Source organism: Levilactobacillus fuyuanensis (assembly GCF_003946395.1).
Classification (GTDB): Bacteria; Bacillota; Bacilli; order Lactobacillales; family Lactobacillaceae; genus Levilactobacillus; species Levilactobacillus fuyuanensis.
The window spans coordinates 159,081-175,389 of record NZ_RHNZ01000007.1; the positions used below are offsets into that span (position 1 = coordinate 159,081).

Here is a 16,309-nt window from a genome sequence, read left to right on the forward strand (position 1 = left end):
CAATAGCTGTTTATGCTTAATGCTTTACCGTGACATATATGGTTACTAGTGACTATTGTATGTAAAATCAGCTCTTGTTTTCTTTCTCTAATATGCGAATATTTATATTTTGTTCCCGTTGATTGTTCATGTAAAATCACGTATGATGGGACTAACATAAATTACTCTAGGAGGTCTCGCTTATGCGCCGTGCTTTGCTTAGTGTTTCCGATAAAACTGGGATTGTTGAATTTGCCCAAGACCTGATTGCTCATCACTTTGAAATTGTCTCAACCGGTGGCACCCAAACGGCGCTCAATGCCGCTGGCATCGCCGTCACACCGATTGAGGACGTGACGCACTTTCCCGAAATGCTAGATGGCCGGGTCAAGACGTTGAACCCCCGGGTCTTCGGCGGTATCCTTGCGCGGCGCGAAGACCCAGACCACTTGCAAACGCTCGCCGATCACGATATCACGCCGATCGACCTCGTCTGCGTGAACCTCTATCCCTTTGCGGAGACGATAAGTGACCCCGAAGTCACATTGGCGGCCGCCGTTGAACAGATTGACATTGGCGGCCCCTCGTTAATTCGGGCAGCAGCCAAGAACTACCGCGATGTCTTAGTCGTCTGTGATGTGGCCGATTACGATCAAGTTGTTTTGGCGCTTGATGGGCACAGTGACGACATGCGTTTTCGCAAACACCTGGCAGCTAAAGTCTTCCACCACACTGCCCACTACGATGCCGTCATTGCCAATTACCTGACGGATGAGGCTAAGCCAGATACCCTGACGCTGACCTACCAACGCAAGCAAGCCCTCCGCTATGGCGAAAATCCCCAGCAGACGGCGACCTTTTACGCCGACTGTCAACCGGCGCCATTTTCAATTGCCGCAGCCAAACAACTACACGGCAAGCCGCTCTCCTTCAATAACATCAAGGACGCTGACGCCGCACTGGGCTTGATTCGCGAATTTTCTACCCAGCCAACCGTGGTCGCCCTCAAACACATGAATCCATGCGGTATTGGCTCCGACACCATTCTTGAACGCGCTTGGGATAAATGTTACGCGGCCGACTCTATGTCGATCTTTGGCGGCATCATCGTTTTGAATCGCCCGGTCAACTTCGCCACCGCTACCAAAATGCATCAACTCTTCTTAGAAATCATCATCGCCCCCGCTTTTGACGACGACGCATATGATCTGTTGGCCAAAAAGAAGAATCTGCGTCTAATGACCGTCGACTTTACGACCGCCCAGGCACCAGAAGCCGATGAAATCATCAGTATCCGTGGTGGCCTGCTGCGTCAGGAACGCGATGACGTGCGCGACGACCCAGCTAATTTTCAAACCGTCAGTCATGCGCAGCCGACGTCGGAACAACTCGACGCAATCGCCTTTGGCCTCAAAGCCATTAAGTTCGTGAAGAGTAACGCTATTCTGGTCAATACTAGCGACCAGACGTTGGGCGTTGGGCCCGGGCAAATGAATCGGATCGACGCCGTGAAGATTGCGGTCGGCAAGGCCGAAGTCAAGCCGAATTTTGACCAAGCCGTCTTAGTCTCTGATGCCTTCTTCCCAATGGATGACTGCGTCAAATACGCCGCCGAACACGGGATTAAAGTCATCGCCGAACCCGGTGGTAGCATTCGCGACAAGGACTCCATCGCGATGGCTGATTCCTTAGGCGTGGCGCTCGTCTTCACTGGCAATCGCCACTTCCGACACTAACCTGACGTAAAAATTAAATTCCGACACCATCAAAATGGTCGTCGCAGCCACCAATTGGTTTCCTGCGGCGGCCATTTTACGGCCTGCGTTATAGTTAATCACCCGAAAAAAGTCGTTTGATTTAAACACCAATAGCCCCATAATGGAGTTATCCGGTCTATCATCAAACTCAGAAATAACTATCAATCTCTGGGGGAGTGATTGTTTATGAAAAGTTCCGTGATTCCACGTCTCACCATCGTTGTGCCGTGCTACAACGAGGAACCTGTTCTGCCGACCAGTGCGCCCGTTCTGCGGCGCATTCTGCAACGACTAACGGACCATCAGCAAGTGACCACTGACAGTAAAATTCTTTTCGTTGACGATGGCAGTCAGGATCGCACTTGGGCTTTGATTACCGACTTACGGCAACAGGACACCTGCTACACGGGCTTGAAGTTCAGTCGCAACTACGGGCAAGAGGCGGCCCTCATGGCCGGCATGCAGGCCGCACAGCATCACGCCGACCTCATCGTCACGATCGATGCCGACCTACAGGATGATCCCCAACTGATTTTTGGGATGATTGAACAGGCACGCGAGGGCTTTGATATCGTGTACGGCGTCCGCAATGACCGGTCGACCGACACTTGGTTCAAGCGCACGACAGCCCAAGGCTTCTACTGGTTCATGGGAAAGTTAGGCGTCGATCTCATCCCCAATCACTCCGACTTTCGACTCATGAGCCAACGCGCCGTGGCCGCTCTTATGAGCTGTCAGGAATCTCATCCCTTTATTCGCGGCATCATTCCACAACTAGGCTTTCCCGCGACCAAGCTGTATTACAAGCGCCAACCGCGTCAGGCCGGCGTTTCCAAATATCCTTTGCGTAAAATGATTCGTTTCGCCCTCGATGGGATTCTATCCTTCTCCGTTGCGCCCATTCGTGCGGTACTCTATGCGGGATTGCTTATCTGTGGCGGAGCATTTCTGGTGCTGCTCTGGATCTTAATTCAGCATATTCGCGGAGCCGTCGTCACCGGGTGGAGTTCCATCATGGCTTCCCTGTGGTTTCTCGGCGGCTTTCAACTGGTCGCTATCAGCATCATTGGGGAATACGTCGGCCGAACCTTCACCGAGGTTAAGCACCGGCCCCGTTTCATTATTCAATCCGACACTTATTCTTCAGCATTTACGCCCGCACAACCTGTGGTCCCGTTGACTCGCGACCACTCATCTCATTAACTAAGGAAGTCTTACTATGGCAATCCGACGGCATCTTACCACTGGTCTCAGCGGTCTCATCAGTTTAATGTTCCTATTGACTGGCGTCCTGGCTGGCCTGGTGCCTGTGACCTTTCGGATCGACCACGACTGGCTCTCTCCGCTGATTATTATCCTAGGCGCCGGGATCTATTTAGGGGGCGTGGGATTAGCCTTCCGCTGGTTCCATCGACTCAGCAAGACGCAGCATCGCTACCTCAATTTCGGCCTCTGGACGCTGTTGTTGGCCATTCAACTTTGGGTCGCCATCAGTTGGATTTCTGCCCCCCGAGCCGACCTATACTTCGTTCATCAACAGGCCGTTTCGTTGCTGGCGGGTAGTACCCATTGGACCAACTACTTCTACACCTATCCCAACAATGTGAGCTTCACCCTACTGCTGAGTGGCCTCCTGAAAATCGGCTGCTGGCTGGGTATCGACTCCGGCATATGGTTGAACCTCGTCCAGTTTGTCTGGCTCGACTGTGGCCTGTTGGCGGTCTGGTACGTCCTAACCAAGAAGAATCCGGCCCGTGGCCACCTCTTCTTAGGCATTGTTCTGGGGACAATTCCCCTCTATGCCTATGCCCTCAACACGTACAGCGACACTTACGTTCTACCCATGGGACTACTCACCATCGCCCTTGTGCGTGGCCTGCTACGGACCACCAGTTGGCGTCAGAGCGTGCCTCGGGCTCTGGGACTAGGAATCATCCTGACCCTAACCTACCTATTAAAAGCTAATTTTATTGTCCTCATTATCGCAACTATCTTGATTATCTGGCTGTTGCCAAACGCCACGACCCATTCCTTCCTAACGCGCAGTTGGGTTACGCTCCTGTTACTCGCACTATTGGCTGGTGGTACAGTCGGCAATCGAACCGCACAGCAGGCCGCTGGCTATCAGGCCAACCCTGACCAAGCACTACCGGCCACCAGTTGGATCGCCATGAGCTGGAATCCAGCGTATTACGGGCAATACAATCGCCACGATGTTGGTCTGATCATGAGACAACCCACAGCTACTGCTAAGCAAACTCAGGCGAAGACTAACTTTAAGGCTTACCTGCAGCAGCTTGGGCCCAGCGGCATCATCCATCACCTCTATCGCAAGGCCAAGTTATTTCTGGCGACGGGAACCTTCGATAGTTTCCAAATCTCCCCGGCCTATGATCGTGCACCCAACTGGTATCGTCAGCACCGCAACACCATCGACTGGCTCCTTGCCAACTGGTGTCAGATGAACTACCTAGCCCTGCTCATCGTCAACTGTGGATGGGGGATTCAACAGATTCGCCGGCGAAAATTCAGCACGGGCTACCTTCTAGGCGGTCTCTTCATTATCGGTCTGGCCTGCTTCCACGTAATTTTTTGGGAGTCGGAGGAACGGTATGCCCTACCACTACTACCCCTGCTTATCGCCGGCACCGCCGCGGGCTATCGGCAACCACTGAATCTCCTGCGCTGGTCGCAACGATCACGTTGGTTACCGCTCGGCTTAGCCATTGGATTCACCGCAGCCCTGGGACTCGGTGCCTGGCAGAACTACGACCTGGTCACCAAACCCAGGAATCATCCCGTCAGCGTGGTCAGTCAAAACGAGGGCCGCTACTACCAGAATCACAAGGTCCGGCTCCAACAAAATCAACAGCTGACGCAGCCCTTCACGGCCCCATTGCCTTTTAATCACGTGTTAATCAATAACGGTGATCCCTTCACTGGTGTCATCACGCTTCGAACGGCTACCGGTAATCTCGTCTGGCAGACACGTGGTACACGGGTCAGCCTGGCACAGAACCTACCGCACCCCTTACCAGCTGGTCGTTACACCCTGACCCTCAAGGCGACAAGTCTCACGCCACAAAAGGTAGGCACGGCCCCAGCATCCTATCCACTGCTGGACCAGCCACTCACCACGCATCCCCACCAATACCTGCGTTTCTTCATCGACCAGCGTAGCGTAAGTCCCATTCTGACTCCCAGCAAGCTCTGGCTGATCATCGGGACGCTGTGGCTCGGTGGCCTGGTAATTATCGACCGTTTCTACTGGTATCGGCGCCATATTTAAAAAAATGACCAAATAACTTGCCTTCGAGTGGCTCTAAGGTACTAGAATGGAAACATGGGTAAAATTCCCGACTTAATTCCAGCAGACGTATTTTAAAAGGAGCCAAAAACTTGAAAGAAATCAACCAACAAACATTAACTGGTGAACGGGCCCTGTTTCAGGGACACGATCTCCATATTACAAACAGTACCTTCGTCGACGGCGAATCTCCCCTGAAGCACGCCAACAACGTGACCATCGACCACACTATTTTCAAATGGAAGTACCCACTGTGGTACACCAACCACGCTAGCTTGGACCACACGACTTGGCAGCCAGATGCCCACGCAGGTATCTGGTACACCAAGGATCTGACCATGAAACACAGTGTCGTTCGGGCCACTAAGACCTTCCGCCACGCCCAAGACATCCACTTGGATGACGTGACTTTTGCCAACGCCGGCGAGACGCTCTGGTGGTGCCAAGACGTCACGCTCGACAACGTGACCGCAACCGGCGACTACTTCGGCATGAACAGTGAAAACGTCGTCGCTAACAATCTGACCATCAACGGTAATTACGCCTTCGATGGCAGTAAAAATGTGGAAGTCCACAACTCAACCTTCATCACTCACGATGCCTTTTGGAACTGCGACAACGTGACCGTTTACGACTCCACCATCATCGGCGAGTATTTAGCTTGGAACACCAAGAACATTACCTTCGTCAACTGTTGGCTGGAAAGTGATCAGGGCCTCTGTTACGTGGACCACTTGACCTTACGTAACTGTTCATTGATCAACACGGATCTTTCCTTTGAGTACTGTTCCGACATCGATGCCACAATCAACACGGCTATCGATAGCGTGAAGAACCCGATTAATGGTAAAATTACAGCACCGGCCATCGGTCAGGTTATCTTTGATGACCCCGCCATTGACCCGACGCAGACCATTATTTCAACTACTCAGGAGGCTTCTGCATAATGAGTTATAATTTTTCAGAAATGATTGACCGGCGGCATACGAATTCCGTCAAATGGGACGTGGCCGCAAACGAACTGCCAATGTGGGTGGCGGACATGGATTTCCGCACCGCACCCGGAATCGTTGACGCTATCAAACGCAAGGCGGACACCGGCATCTTCGGTTACGAAGAAGTACCCGACGCTTACTTTGAAGCCGTTCAGCACTGGTACGCGACCGAACACGACTGGGCACCCAACACCGATTGGATGCGTTTCGTGACCGGCGTGGTTCCTGCCATTTCATCGGCTGTGCGCCGCGTCAGTCACGTTGGCGACAATGTGTTGGTCCAGGCTCCGGTCTACAATATCTTCTATAATTCAATCGTCAATAATGGCCGCCACGTTCTCTCAAGTGACCTGCAGTATCACGATGGTCAGTACGACATCGATTGGGACGACCTCGCCGCTAAGATGGCTGAACCAGTCACTACAATGATGATTCTTTGCAATCCGCACAACCCAGTCGGCAAGATTTGGACGGCCGACGAGTTAAAACGTATCGGGGAATTAGCCGACGCCAATCATGTGGTCGTCTTCGCCGATGAAATTCACGGGGATATTACCGAAACAGGCTACGGCTACACGCCATTTGCCGCCGCTGGCGACGTTTGTGCGAATAACAGCATCACTGCCGTTTCACCCAGCAAGACCTTCAATGTGGCCGCCCTCCACGCCGCCACGCTAATCATCCCCAATGAAAATCTACGGAACATCGTCGATCGGGGGATTAACACCGACGAGCTGGCTGAACCCAACGCCTTTGCCATCGATGGGAGTATTGCGGCCTACACCACTGGCGCGGAATGGGTGCACGAACTCAACGCCCAAATTACAGCGAACAAGCAAGCCTTAACAAAACTGATTGCTAAAAAGTTACCACAGTTGCACGTCATCACCGGTCACGCCACCTACCTCGTGTGGATTGACTGTTCCGAAGTCACCGCGGATTCGACAGCCCTGTGTGACTTCATCCGTAAGAATACCGGTCTCTTCATCACGGCTGGTTCCGTCTACGGCGGCGATGGTCACGACTTCGTGCGCATCAACGTCGCCTGCCCAGCTGAACGGCTCCAAGACGGCTTGGACCGGTTAGTCGCTGGGATAACTGATTTTAAAAAATTTAACTAAGCTAAATGGGTGATGTCTCGCGTTGTCCATCACTCTTTAGCATGGCGATACAGCCCGCGCGTCTAGGATTTTTCCTAGGCGCGTTTTTTATCCCAGGCAACTTTCCCCAAGCTTCACAAGACCCCGCCTGCTGGTTTTCCCGTCATCCTTGCTATACTGGTTGTAATAACAATGTCAACCACAACGAGGAGGACGTAACCATGACAACCATCAATCCCAGCGCCGCCCAAGATGTCTACCGTGATGCCGGTGAAAACATTCAATTCACGACCTACTTAATTGACCGCGAGGATATCGCCAAAGACCGCGATGCCCTGGCCGAATTCGTCGACCGACTCGCAGCCATCGAGCGTAGCATGGCCATTCGTTACCCGGATGCCCAGCTCAAAGTCGCCTTTGGCCTCGGGGCCACGGCTTGGCGCCTGCTCTTTCCCACGGCGAGTCAACCTAAAGAACTGGTCGATTTCACACCGATCAACGGGCCGCGCTACACAGCACCGGCAACCGCAGGCGATTTGTTCATGCACGTCCGGGCTAAGGAGATGGCCGTCGTCTTCGAAGTCATGGACCAAGCCCGAGAATTTCTACGTGACTGGACGACGGTGGTCGACGAGACTCACGGCTTCCGCTACTTTGAAGGCCGGGCAATTATCGGCTTCATCGATGGCACGGAAAATCCGGCTGGAGCCGATGCTGCCGAATATGCCCTGATTGGTGACGAGGACCCCGAGTTTGCCAACGGTTCCTACGCCTTTGCCCAGAAATACACGCACAACATGGATGCTTGGAACGCGCTACACACCGAGGACCAGGAGAAAGCCATCGGTCGGCATAAATTTTCCGACCGGGAGCTCGACGATGACGACAAGCTGACCAACGCCCACAACTTGGCCTCGCAAGACAATACGGATGGCATCGAGCACAAGATTGTCCGCATGAATGTGCCCTATGCCAAGCCGGGTGAAGGTATCGCCGGCACCTACTTCATCGGCTATGCCCGCCACTTCACGGTGACCCAGCGAATGCTGGAAAATATGTTCACGCAGAGTGACCGGCTCCTCGACTTCAGCACGCCCATTACGGGTAACGCCTTCTTCATTCCCTCACGGCCACTGCTGGAACGCATCGCAGAAGGTGACTTGTTCCCAGTTGAATGAGACGAAAATTGTCGCCCATAACTCTCGAAAGTTCCACCTCCATTCCACTTTTCACCAATAGGCTAATAATCGCAAAAAAATCTCTCGCGGCCCTTCCCGGCTCGGGAGATTTTTTCGTAGTTGCATCGGTCAAACCAAGTCACTGTCAATTTCTCACGCAATTTCAAACGCCACTAAATAATTTCAAATTCCGGCTACCGCATGCTACTAAACCATTGCGAGCGCATACAAATAAGCAATCTTCGTTGACCTTTCGGCTTTAAGAGGGTATGTTAGTGGGGTTGCCATCAAGATTTTAATGTCGATTGGTTTGCGTTACCTGGGGTAATCTCACCAATCAATCTAAACACTGAGGAGTTGACTCATCTTGGACGAGGCTGAAAGAGCGCAGGGGCCATGGCGTCGTAATCTCCATGTTCTCTGGTTCTGTACGTTCGTTGCCGGTATGGCTTTTAGTGAGATCATGCCATTTTTATCGTTATATATTAGCAGTTTGGGGAATTACACCAAATCACAGGTCACCATGTATAGTGGGCTCGTCTACGCCGCCGACTTCTTTGTCAGCGCGATTGCCTCTCCACTCTGGGGCATGGTCGCCGATCGCAAGGGGCGGAAATTGATGCTGCTTCGGTCATCCCTCGGGATGGCGGTGGCCATGAGCCTAATGGGCTTTGCCACCAGCGTTTGGCAGTTAGTCGCCCTGCGTGCCCTGCAAGGGGTCTTCGCCGGTTTCATTTCCAACGCCCAGGCCCTCGTGGCTTCACAGACACCGCGGAAACATTCCGGGGCCTCCCTCAGTACCTTAATGACCGGGGTCACCAGTGGGATGTTGCTGGGACCCGTCATTGGTGGGGTCTTGGCGCAGATCTTCTCGATTCGACTGACCTTCTTTATCACCGGGGCCCTGCTCTTGCTGACTTTCTTCATGAGTTGGATCTTCGTGGAAGAACAGTTCAAGCCGGTCGTTCGCGATCCCAACCAAAAGCGGCTGCACAATCCGCTGGCGGCCTTCCCTAATCCCAAGCTGATTCTGGTTTTACTGTCCTCAACGTTGATCGTACAGTTCGGGAACATTTCGATTTCTCCTATTATTAGTCTGTACGTTAAGGAACTCATGCACAACGTCGGGCCGATTACCGTGGTCGCCGGCATCATCGCCGCGCTACCGGGGATTTCCAACATTATCGCCGCCCCTCGGCTAGGACGCTACGGAGATCAACACGGGTCCGGGAAAGTCCTGTTGTTTGGCTACATCTTCGCGACAGTCATGTACGTCCCACAAGGCTTTGTCACCAGCGTGTGGATGCTCGGAATTTTACGGTTCATGATCGGGATTTCCGATGGGGCCCTCTTCCCCGAAATTCAGACACTGCTGACCAAGAACTCACCAGTCGAGCTGACCTCGACCGTCTTCAGTTGGAACCAATCCTTCCAGTCGATTGGGAACATGATGGGGTCGCTACTCGGCGGCTGGATCGCCGGGGTCTTCAACTACAATGCTGTCTTCATTTCCACTGCGGCACTCATGCTGATCAACCTCGCGCTCGTCTGGTGGCTGGTTCCGGAAATTCGGAAGCCCCAGATTCAAGTGGCCAACGATTAAAACTAATCTAGCAATATTTAAATACTGACACACAAAACGACCAGAATTCGATTCTGGCCGTTTTTATTTGTTTCAGTCTACTATAAGCACCCGATTCCGTGCGCGCGCAAAAAAGTTACCCACATCCATTGACCATTCGCAGTTTGCGCGGTATGTTAATGACATGTTCGCAACATTTTGCGTTAAGGAGCTGACCCATTGTGGGTGAAACTGATACGGACCATGAACTTTGGCGGCGGAACCTTCACATTCTGTGGTTCTGTTCGTTCATCGTTGGCATGGCTTTCAGTGAAATTATGCCATTTTTATCGTTATACGTTAGTAGCCTGGGCAACTACACCAAAGCCCAAGTCACCATGTACAGTGGCCTGGTTTACGCCGCCGACTTCTTCGTTGGGGCCATCGCTGCTCCCCTCTGGGGCATGGTCGCTGACCGCAAAGGCCGCAAGCTCATGTTGCTGCGAACCTCTCTGGGGATCGCCGTGGCCATGGGCCTCATGGGCTTGGCCACCAACGTCTGGCAGCTGGTCGCCCTGCGTTCCCTGCAAGGCATCTTTGCCGGCTACATCCCCAACGCCCAAGCGTTGATTGCCGCTCAGACGCCACGAAAATACTCTGGGGCCGCGCTCAGCACTCTCACGACTGGCGGGACCAGTGGCAATTTGTTAGGCCCCATCATTGGTGGCGTCCTGGCACAGATTTTTTCCATTCGCATGACCTTCTTCGTAACGGCCAGCCTGCTCCTCGTGACCTTCGTCTTGAGCTGGGTATTGGTCAAGGAAGACTTCAAACCAGTACCACGTCAACCCAAGCAAGCGCAACGTCACAGCCGCTTGGCTATGGTGCCTAACCTCAAATTAATCATCGTGTTACTCTGCTCGACCATGTTCGTTCAGTTCGGCAATACCTCAATCTCACCGATCATCAGCCTCTACGTCAAGGAACTCATGCACAACGTGGGTCCAATCACCGTGGTCGCTGGCATTATTGCCGCGCTCCCCGGAATTTCAAATATCATTGCCGCCCCACGACTCGGCCGTTACGGTGATCACCACGGGTCCGGGAAAGTTCTATTGTTCGGCTACATCTTTGCCACGCTCATGTATTTCCCGCAAGGCTTCGTGACCAGCGTCTGGATGCTGGGAATTTTGCGCTTTATGATCGGCATTTCAGATGGGGCCCTCTTCCCCGAGATTCAGGTTCTCTTGACGAAAAATACCCCCGTCACACTAACCTCGACCGTCTTCAGCTGGAATCAGTCGTTTCAATCGATCGGCAACATGCTGGGGGCGCTCCTCGGTGGCTGGCTCGCCGGGATCTTTAATTACAACGCCGTCTTCTTCTCGACCGCCTTACTGATGCTGGTTAACCTGGCGCTGCTATGGTGGTTCGCGCCGGAGATTCGACACCACTCATCGCAAGCTTCTATGGAATAGTAAAACCCCGTCCACTTTATGGTGAACGGAGTTCTTTGTGTTTATGATATTCGTTTAAATTGTCGCCTGCGGCTGCCAAGGATTCTGCCGTTGTGGGGATCGCCTACAGCCCAAGAGCGGGCTTTCGGCTCGGTTTGGAGACTGACGCTTTTTGTCAGGATTCAAACCGAGCCGAAGGACCGCTTTTCAGGCCGCAGGCGACCCCACAGCAGCCGGAATCTCTGGCCGTCGCAGGTGGATGGATAGTACCTAGCCAGCGAAGCGTTGTTCATCCAAAAGTGGCACTGCTTCGGCGGGAACTGGCGCCACACCTAACATGGCGCTCACGCTACCCAAGCCTTCGAGCAAGTCGGCTACGATACCGGATGCCATTAAGGTTCGTTGGGCCGCGCGGAGTTCGCCCGGTAGATCTTCGATGTCATCGGTCCGGCTGACCAATACGCGAGGCACTGCCACCGCTTGGGCCGCCGTGATTACGGTTTGGACGATTTCCGTCAAATGAATGGTGGGCGCTAACGCCACGACCATGTCCTGATCGAGCATGGCGGCACTCAAGCCACCTTCATCCAGATTTTCTCCCGTGAAGCCGGTAATCCCTGCTGGTAGGGCCACGTCACTAGGGGTATAAACGGTTAAGTCAAGCATTGCATTTTTGCTGAGTTGGCGGACAAACGCCTGACTGGTAGTGTCTAGGGGCCCAGCAATCAAGATTCGTTTCAAGTTCGTAACTCCCTTTCCAATTTAACTGATAAGTAAGATTATAAGGGGTTAGAGTAGGTCTAAGGCAAGCCTTTTTCACAAAAAAATTAGCCGGATTTTAGGCCCGTTTCCACCGGTTCAATAAGTCGTCTCTTATAAAAAAGCGTACTAAGTATGTTATGCTTGGAGCGGGTAGTGGCAAAAAAAGCCGAAGCAGCGGCATTTATGCGCTATAGAGCTAACGTAAGCTGTTTCACACCTGCCGATTATCAACACTAAAAATTGTTATCTTTTGGAAAACGTTAAGGTTTCGTGTACAATGGCTATATTCACAAGAGCCTATCGTTTCAAATACGACCGGTCCCGGGGTTGCTTCGCTTTGCACGTACCACTGGACGCACCGATCGTTATTTCTATGTTTCCGGCTCTTTTACCGGAAGTGTGACATCATTACACAGGAGGTTAATCTATGCTACTTTCAATGGAACATCTACGTAAGGAATATCCCAACGGAAAAATTGCCGTCGACGACTTCAACCTTGAAGTCGACCGTGGTGAATTTATTTCGTTCATCGGAACGTCTGGTTCTGGGAAGACCACGACCATGCGGATGATCAATCGCATGTTGCACCAGACTTCGGGGACCATCAAGATTGATGGCAAGGATATTTCGAAGATGGATCCAGTCAAGCTACGGCGTTCCATCGGCTATGTGATTCAAAACATTGGCCTGATGCCGCACATGACGATTCAAGAAAACATTGAAATCGTCCCGAAATTACTCGGCTGGTCCAAAGAAAAACGGGCCGAACAAGCGAAAAAAATGATTGATCTGGCACAACTGCCAGCAGAAATGTTAAACCGCTACCCTGGCGAACTCTCCGGTGGGCAGCAACAACGGATCGGGGTCGTTCGGGCCCTGGCCGCCGACCAAGAAATCATCTTGATGGATGAACCGTTTGGGGCCTTGGACCCCATTACACGGGAGTCTCTGCAAGACTTGGTTAAACATTTACAAGAAGACCTCGGGAAGACCTTCATCTTCGTGACTCATGATATGGATGAAGCCCTCCACCTGTCGACGCGCGTGGTCATCATGAGCCACGGGAAACAAGTCCAGGTCGACACCCCCGAAAATATCCTGCGGCACCCAGCCGACGAATTCGTCACCAACTTAATCGGTGAGGAACGACTGATCAGAGCGCAACCGAACATTCTTTCCGTTAGTCAAATTATGTTGAAGAACCCTGCCGCCATCACGCCTGAGAAGACGCTGGATGACGCCATCGACCTGATGCATGAACGGCGGGTTGATACGCTACTGGTTACCGATACGGACGGCGTGCTCCAAGGCTACGTTGACTTGGACGACATCAACCGGATTACCGATGCCACCACGCCCGTTAGCCGCTTTACCAACAAGGAAGTCTTCTACGTTCAGGCCAATGCCCTCATCGGAGACACCGTTGACCGGATTCTAAAACAGGGGGTTAAAAACGTTCCCGTTGTCGATGCCAAGAAACACTTAGTCGGCATCGTGACTAGAACCGCGTTAGTCGACATCGTTTATGATGCCTTGCGCGGGGCCCCAGCTAGCGATGAACAGCCAGCATCACCAATCAACGCTGACATCCACGCTGCCGCTACTCACGAAGGAGGCGAATCATCACAATGATTCACTTCTTACAGGTTTATGGCATGCAACTGATCGATAAGACCGGTCAACACCTTTACATTTCTGCGGCCGCCCTCATCTTGGGGATCATCGTTGCCGTGCCACTTGGGATCTTACTGACCCGCATGAAACACGGGGCCAACGCGGTCATCACACTGGCCGGGGTCTTACAAACCATCCCCGCCATGGCGCTGCTAGCCATGATGATTCCCATCTTCGGGATCGGGTCTACCCCAGCTATCGTCGCCCTGTTCATTTACTCCCTACTGCCTATCCTACGCAACACTTACCTTGGAATGGAAGGTGTCTCACCAGCTGTGCGTGACGCTGCTAAGGGGATGGGGATGACCTGGTGGCAATCGATGATTCGCGCCGAAATTCCGCTAGCCGCTCCCGTGATCATGTCCGGGATTCGGCTGTCCGCGACCTACGTTATCGCGTGGGCCACGCTGGCATCCTACATTGGTGCCGGTGGTCTGGGTGACTTTATCTTTAACGGGTTGAACCTCTACCGTTCCGACTTGATTTTGGGCGGCTCGATTCCCGTTATTTTATTGGCCCTACTCGTGGACTATTTGTTAGGTAAACTTGAAAACACCGTGACACCACGGCAATTACGATAGGAGGTCCGTCATGCGAAAACATTTACGTCAATGGCTAGCCGGACTCCTGGTTGCGATCGTCCTCTTACCGCTCGGCGGGTGCAGCTTGCCCGGTCTGAGTGGTTCCGGCGATAACACCGTTCGGATTGCCTCACAGAACACGACTGAACAGCAGATCATGGCCTACATGATTCAAGGCATGATCGGCCACTACACGAAGTTAGATTCGACCATCGTCAACAACCTGGGGTCTGGGAATGTCAGCTTTAACGCCCTAAAGAACGACAACGCCGACATCTCCTCGATTCGGTTCAACGGGACCGACCTGACCACCATCTTGAACGAGAAATTCGAGCGGGATCCTAAGACCGTCAACGCAACGGTCACCAAGGAATTCCAGAGTCGCTACCACATGACTTATTTCAAATCATACGGGTTCGCCGACACCTACGCTTGGATGGTCAAGAAGAGTTACGCCAAGAAGCACCACTTGAAGACCGTTAGTGATCTGAAACGCCTCGCGCCTAACATGCGCGTCGGCATCGATCAAATCTGGCAGAACCGTCAGGGTGACGGCTATCCCGCCTTCCAAAAGGATTACGGCTTTAGCTTCGGCACGGTCTACCCCATGCAAGTTGGGTTACTCTACGATGCCTTGGAAGCCAATAAGATGGATGCCATTCTGGGATACTCCACCGATGGCCGGGTCGGCAGTTACGACCTGACGTTGCTGAAGGATGACAAGAACTTCTTCCCACCATACGATGGGAGTCCGGTCGCTACCGATGCCATCTTGAAGAAACACCCTGAACTCAAACCAGTCTTAAACCGTTTGGTCGGCAAGATCTCGCTGAAGACCATGCAGGACTTGAACTATAAGGTCGACGACCAACTGGAAGAACCACAGACGGTCGCCAATGAATTTCTGAAGCAACACCACTACTTCGAAGGGGGGAACTAGGCATGAAAGACATGGGCTTATTCAGTCAGTTAATCTATTACTTCTCGCACAACGGGATGTACGTCCTCAGTCAATTTAACCAAACGTTCCTCGTCTCCATCTACGGGGTGCTGTTCGGTGCCATCGTGGGAATTCCCATTGGGATCTGGATCTCACAGAACCGGAAGCTCTCCCCAATCATCATCGGGATTGCCAACGTGATTCAGACGATTCCTTCCCTGGCGATGTTGTCCATCTTGATGTTGGGCCTGGGGCTGGGACAAAACACGGTCATTGCGACCGTCTTCCTCTACTCTCTGCTACCAATCGTCAAGAACACCTATACTGGGATGCTTAGCGTCGACCCCGACGTTCTGGACGCCGGTAAGGGGATGGGCATGACTCGTTTCCAAATCATGAAGACCATTCGGATTCCGCTGTCACTCTCCGTGATCATCGCCGGGATTCGAAACGCCTTAGTCTTGGGAATTGGGATTACCGTTATCGGGTCCTTCATTGGGTCCGGTGGTCTGGGGGACATCATTGTCCGCGGGACCAACGCCACGAACGGGGGCGCGATTATCCTGGCCGGGGCGCTGCCGACCGCGTTGATGGCGATCATCACTGATCTGGTCCTCTCCTTCATCGAAAAGCGCCTCACACCAAAGACGTCTTCAGAGAACTAACTTGGATCTCTGTCAGTGCCTTCGGGCCGGTGAAAACTGGACCGGGACGCTGAGGGCGGACGCCTAAAGCCAAAGTGCGGTCTTTAGGCTTGGCGTTCAGCCGCTATAAACCGCGTCTGAACTCCACCAAGACTCTAAGTGGCAAAGCCACTAAGAGTCTTCCCACAGCTGAGTCCATTTTCACCGGCCCTGCGGCTTTACACAGTGTTAGTTCGAAGACGTCGTTGGCTGGCCACTTATCGCCCGCATGTTTCCATTGGCAAAACTAAAATTTAGGTTCTAAAATATCTGTTGTTGGTAATCAAACGAATTTGATTACTGGCAACGGATGTTTTTGTATAATCAAAGAATG

General features: G+C 52.6%; 13 protein-coding genes. 12 read left to right on the plus strand and 1 reads right to left on the minus strand.

Annotated elements, in window-relative coordinates:
* Window positions 1-182: 182 nt before the first annotated feature.
* The 8 genes from purH (at window position 183) to EKM73_RS05395 (ending at window position 11,355) form a co-directional block, all read left to right on the plus strand.
* Window positions 183-1,715, plus strand: a complete 1,533-nt coding sequence (purH, locus tag EKM73_RS05360) for a bifunctional phosphoribosylaminoimidazolecarboxamide formyltransferase/IMP cyclohydrolase (RefSeq protein ID WP_125700950.1) — start codon at window positions 183-185, stop codon at window positions 1,713-1,715.
* A gap of 207 nt (window positions 1,716-1,922) precedes the next feature.
* Complete coding sequence (locus EKM73_RS05365) at window positions 1,923-2,939, plus strand: glycosyltransferase family 2 protein (protein ID WP_125700951.1); 1,017 nt, start codon at window positions 1,923-1,925, stop codon at window positions 2,937-2,939.
* Between the two features lie 16 nt (window positions 2,940-2,955).
* Window positions 2,956-5,025: a hypothetical protein gene (locus EKM73_RS05370; RefSeq protein ID WP_125700952.1), complete on the plus strand. Its 2,070-nt coding sequence runs from the start codon at window positions 2,956-2,958 to the stop codon at window positions 5,023-5,025.
* 110 nt (window positions 5,026-5,135) lie between these two features.
* Window positions 5,136-5,990 (plus strand): DUF3737 family protein, encoded by an 855-nt coding sequence (locus tag EKM73_RS05375; protein ID WP_125700953.1) that lies wholly within the window; start codon window positions 5,136-5,138, stop codon window positions 5,988-5,990.
* Window positions 5,990-7,159 carry a MalY/PatB family protein gene (locus EKM73_RS05380; protein WP_125700954.1) on the plus strand — a complete coding sequence of 390 codons (1,170 nt, stop codon included), beginning with the start codon at window positions 5,990-5,992 and terminating at the stop codon, window positions 7,157-7,159. The genes EKM73_RS05375 and EKM73_RS05380 overlap by 1 nt, the downstream gene beginning before the upstream one ends.
* Before the next feature lie 200 nt (window positions 7,160-7,359).
* Window positions 7,360-8,316, plus strand: coding sequence for a Dyp-type peroxidase (locus tag EKM73_RS05385; protein WP_125700955.1), 957 nt, complete (start codon window positions 7,360-7,362; stop codon window positions 8,314-8,316).
* A gap of 367 nt (window positions 8,317-8,683) precedes the next feature.
* On the plus strand, window positions 8,684-9,919 hold the full coding sequence (locus EKM73_RS05390; RefSeq protein WP_125700956.1) for an MFS transporter: 1,236 nt from the start codon (window positions 8,684-8,686) through the stop codon (window positions 9,917-9,919).
* Between the two features lie 200 nt (window positions 9,920-10,119).
* Window positions 10,120-11,355, plus strand: coding sequence for an MFS transporter (locus EKM73_RS05395; RefSeq protein ID WP_125700957.1), 1,236 nt, complete (start codon window positions 10,120-10,122; stop codon window positions 11,353-11,355).
* A gap of 249 nt (window positions 11,356-11,604) precedes the next feature.
* Here EKM73_RS05395 and EKM73_RS05400 read toward each other — a convergent pair whose 3' ends face one another.
* Complete coding sequence (locus EKM73_RS05400) at window positions 11,605-12,075, minus strand: Rossmann-fold NAD(P)-binding domain-containing protein (protein WP_125700958.1); 471 nt, start codon at window positions 12,073-12,075, stop codon at window positions 11,605-11,607.
* 448 nt (window positions 12,076-12,523) lie between these two features.
* Here EKM73_RS05400 and EKM73_RS05405 point away from each other — a divergent pair, with 448 nt between their 5' ends.
* The 4 genes from EKM73_RS05405 to EKM73_RS05420 are packed head-to-tail and all read left to right on the plus strand — an operon-like array spanning window position 12,524 to window position 15,957.
* Window positions 12,524-13,729: a betaine/proline/choline family ABC transporter ATP-binding protein gene (locus tag EKM73_RS05405; RefSeq protein ID WP_125700959.1), complete on the plus strand. Its 1,206-nt coding sequence runs from the start codon at window positions 12,524-12,526 to the stop codon at window positions 13,727-13,729.
* Window positions 13,726-14,352 (plus strand): ABC transporter permease, encoded by a 627-nt coding sequence (locus tag EKM73_RS05410; RefSeq protein ID WP_125700960.1) that lies wholly within the window; start codon window positions 13,726-13,728, stop codon window positions 14,350-14,352. The genes EKM73_RS05405 and EKM73_RS05410 overlap by 4 nt, the downstream gene beginning before the upstream one ends.
* A 10-nt stretch (window positions 14,353-14,362) precedes the next feature.
* On the plus strand, window positions 14,363-15,292 hold the full coding sequence (locus EKM73_RS05415) for an osmoprotectant ABC transporter substrate-binding protein (RefSeq protein ID WP_125700961.1): 930 nt from the start codon (window positions 14,363-14,365) through the stop codon (window positions 15,290-15,292).
* Between the two features lie 2 nt (window positions 15,293-15,294).
* The gene (locus EKM73_RS05420) at window positions 15,295-15,957 is read left to right on the plus strand and encodes an ABC transporter permease (protein WP_125700962.1); all 663 of its coding nucleotides are present in this window, start codon (window positions 15,295-15,297) and stop codon (window positions 15,955-15,957) included.
* The last annotated feature ends 352 nt before the right edge of the window (window positions 15,958-16,309 follow it).

Bases quoted from the DNA above. Each gene is read 5' to 3' on its own strand.
- EKM73_RS05385 (WP_125700955.1), top strand. From the start codon at position 7,360: ATGACAACCATCAATCCCAGCGCCGCCCAAGATGTCTACCGTGATGCC.
- EKM73_RS05370 (WP_125700952.1), top strand. From the start codon at position 2,956: ATGGCAATCCGACGGCATCTTACCACTGGTCTCAGCGGTCTCATCAGT.
- EKM73_RS05405 (WP_125700959.1), top strand. From the start codon at position 12,524: ATGCTACTTTCAATGGAACATCTACGTAAGGAATATCCCAACGGAAAA.
- EKM73_RS05365 (WP_125700951.1), top strand. From the start codon at position 1,923: ATGAAAAGTTCCGTGATTCCACGTCTCACCATCGTTGTGCCGTGCTAC.
- EKM73_RS05420 (WP_125700962.1), top strand. From the start codon at position 15,295: ATGAAAGACATGGGCTTATTCAGTCAGTTAATCTATTACTTCTCGCAC.
- purH (WP_125700950.1), top strand. From the start codon at position 183: ATGCGCCGTGCTTTGCTTAGTGTTTCCGATAAAACTGGGATTGTTGAA.
- EKM73_RS05410 (WP_125700960.1), top strand. From the start codon at position 13,726: ATGATTCACTTCTTACAGGTTTATGGCATGCAACTGATCGATAAGACC.
- EKM73_RS05380 (WP_125700954.1), top strand. From the start codon at position 5,990: ATGAGTTATAATTTTTCAGAAATGATTGACCGGCGGCATACGAATTCC.
- EKM73_RS05415 (WP_125700961.1), top strand. From the start codon at position 14,363: ATGCGAAAACATTTACGTCAATGGCTAGCCGGACTCCTGGTTGCGATC.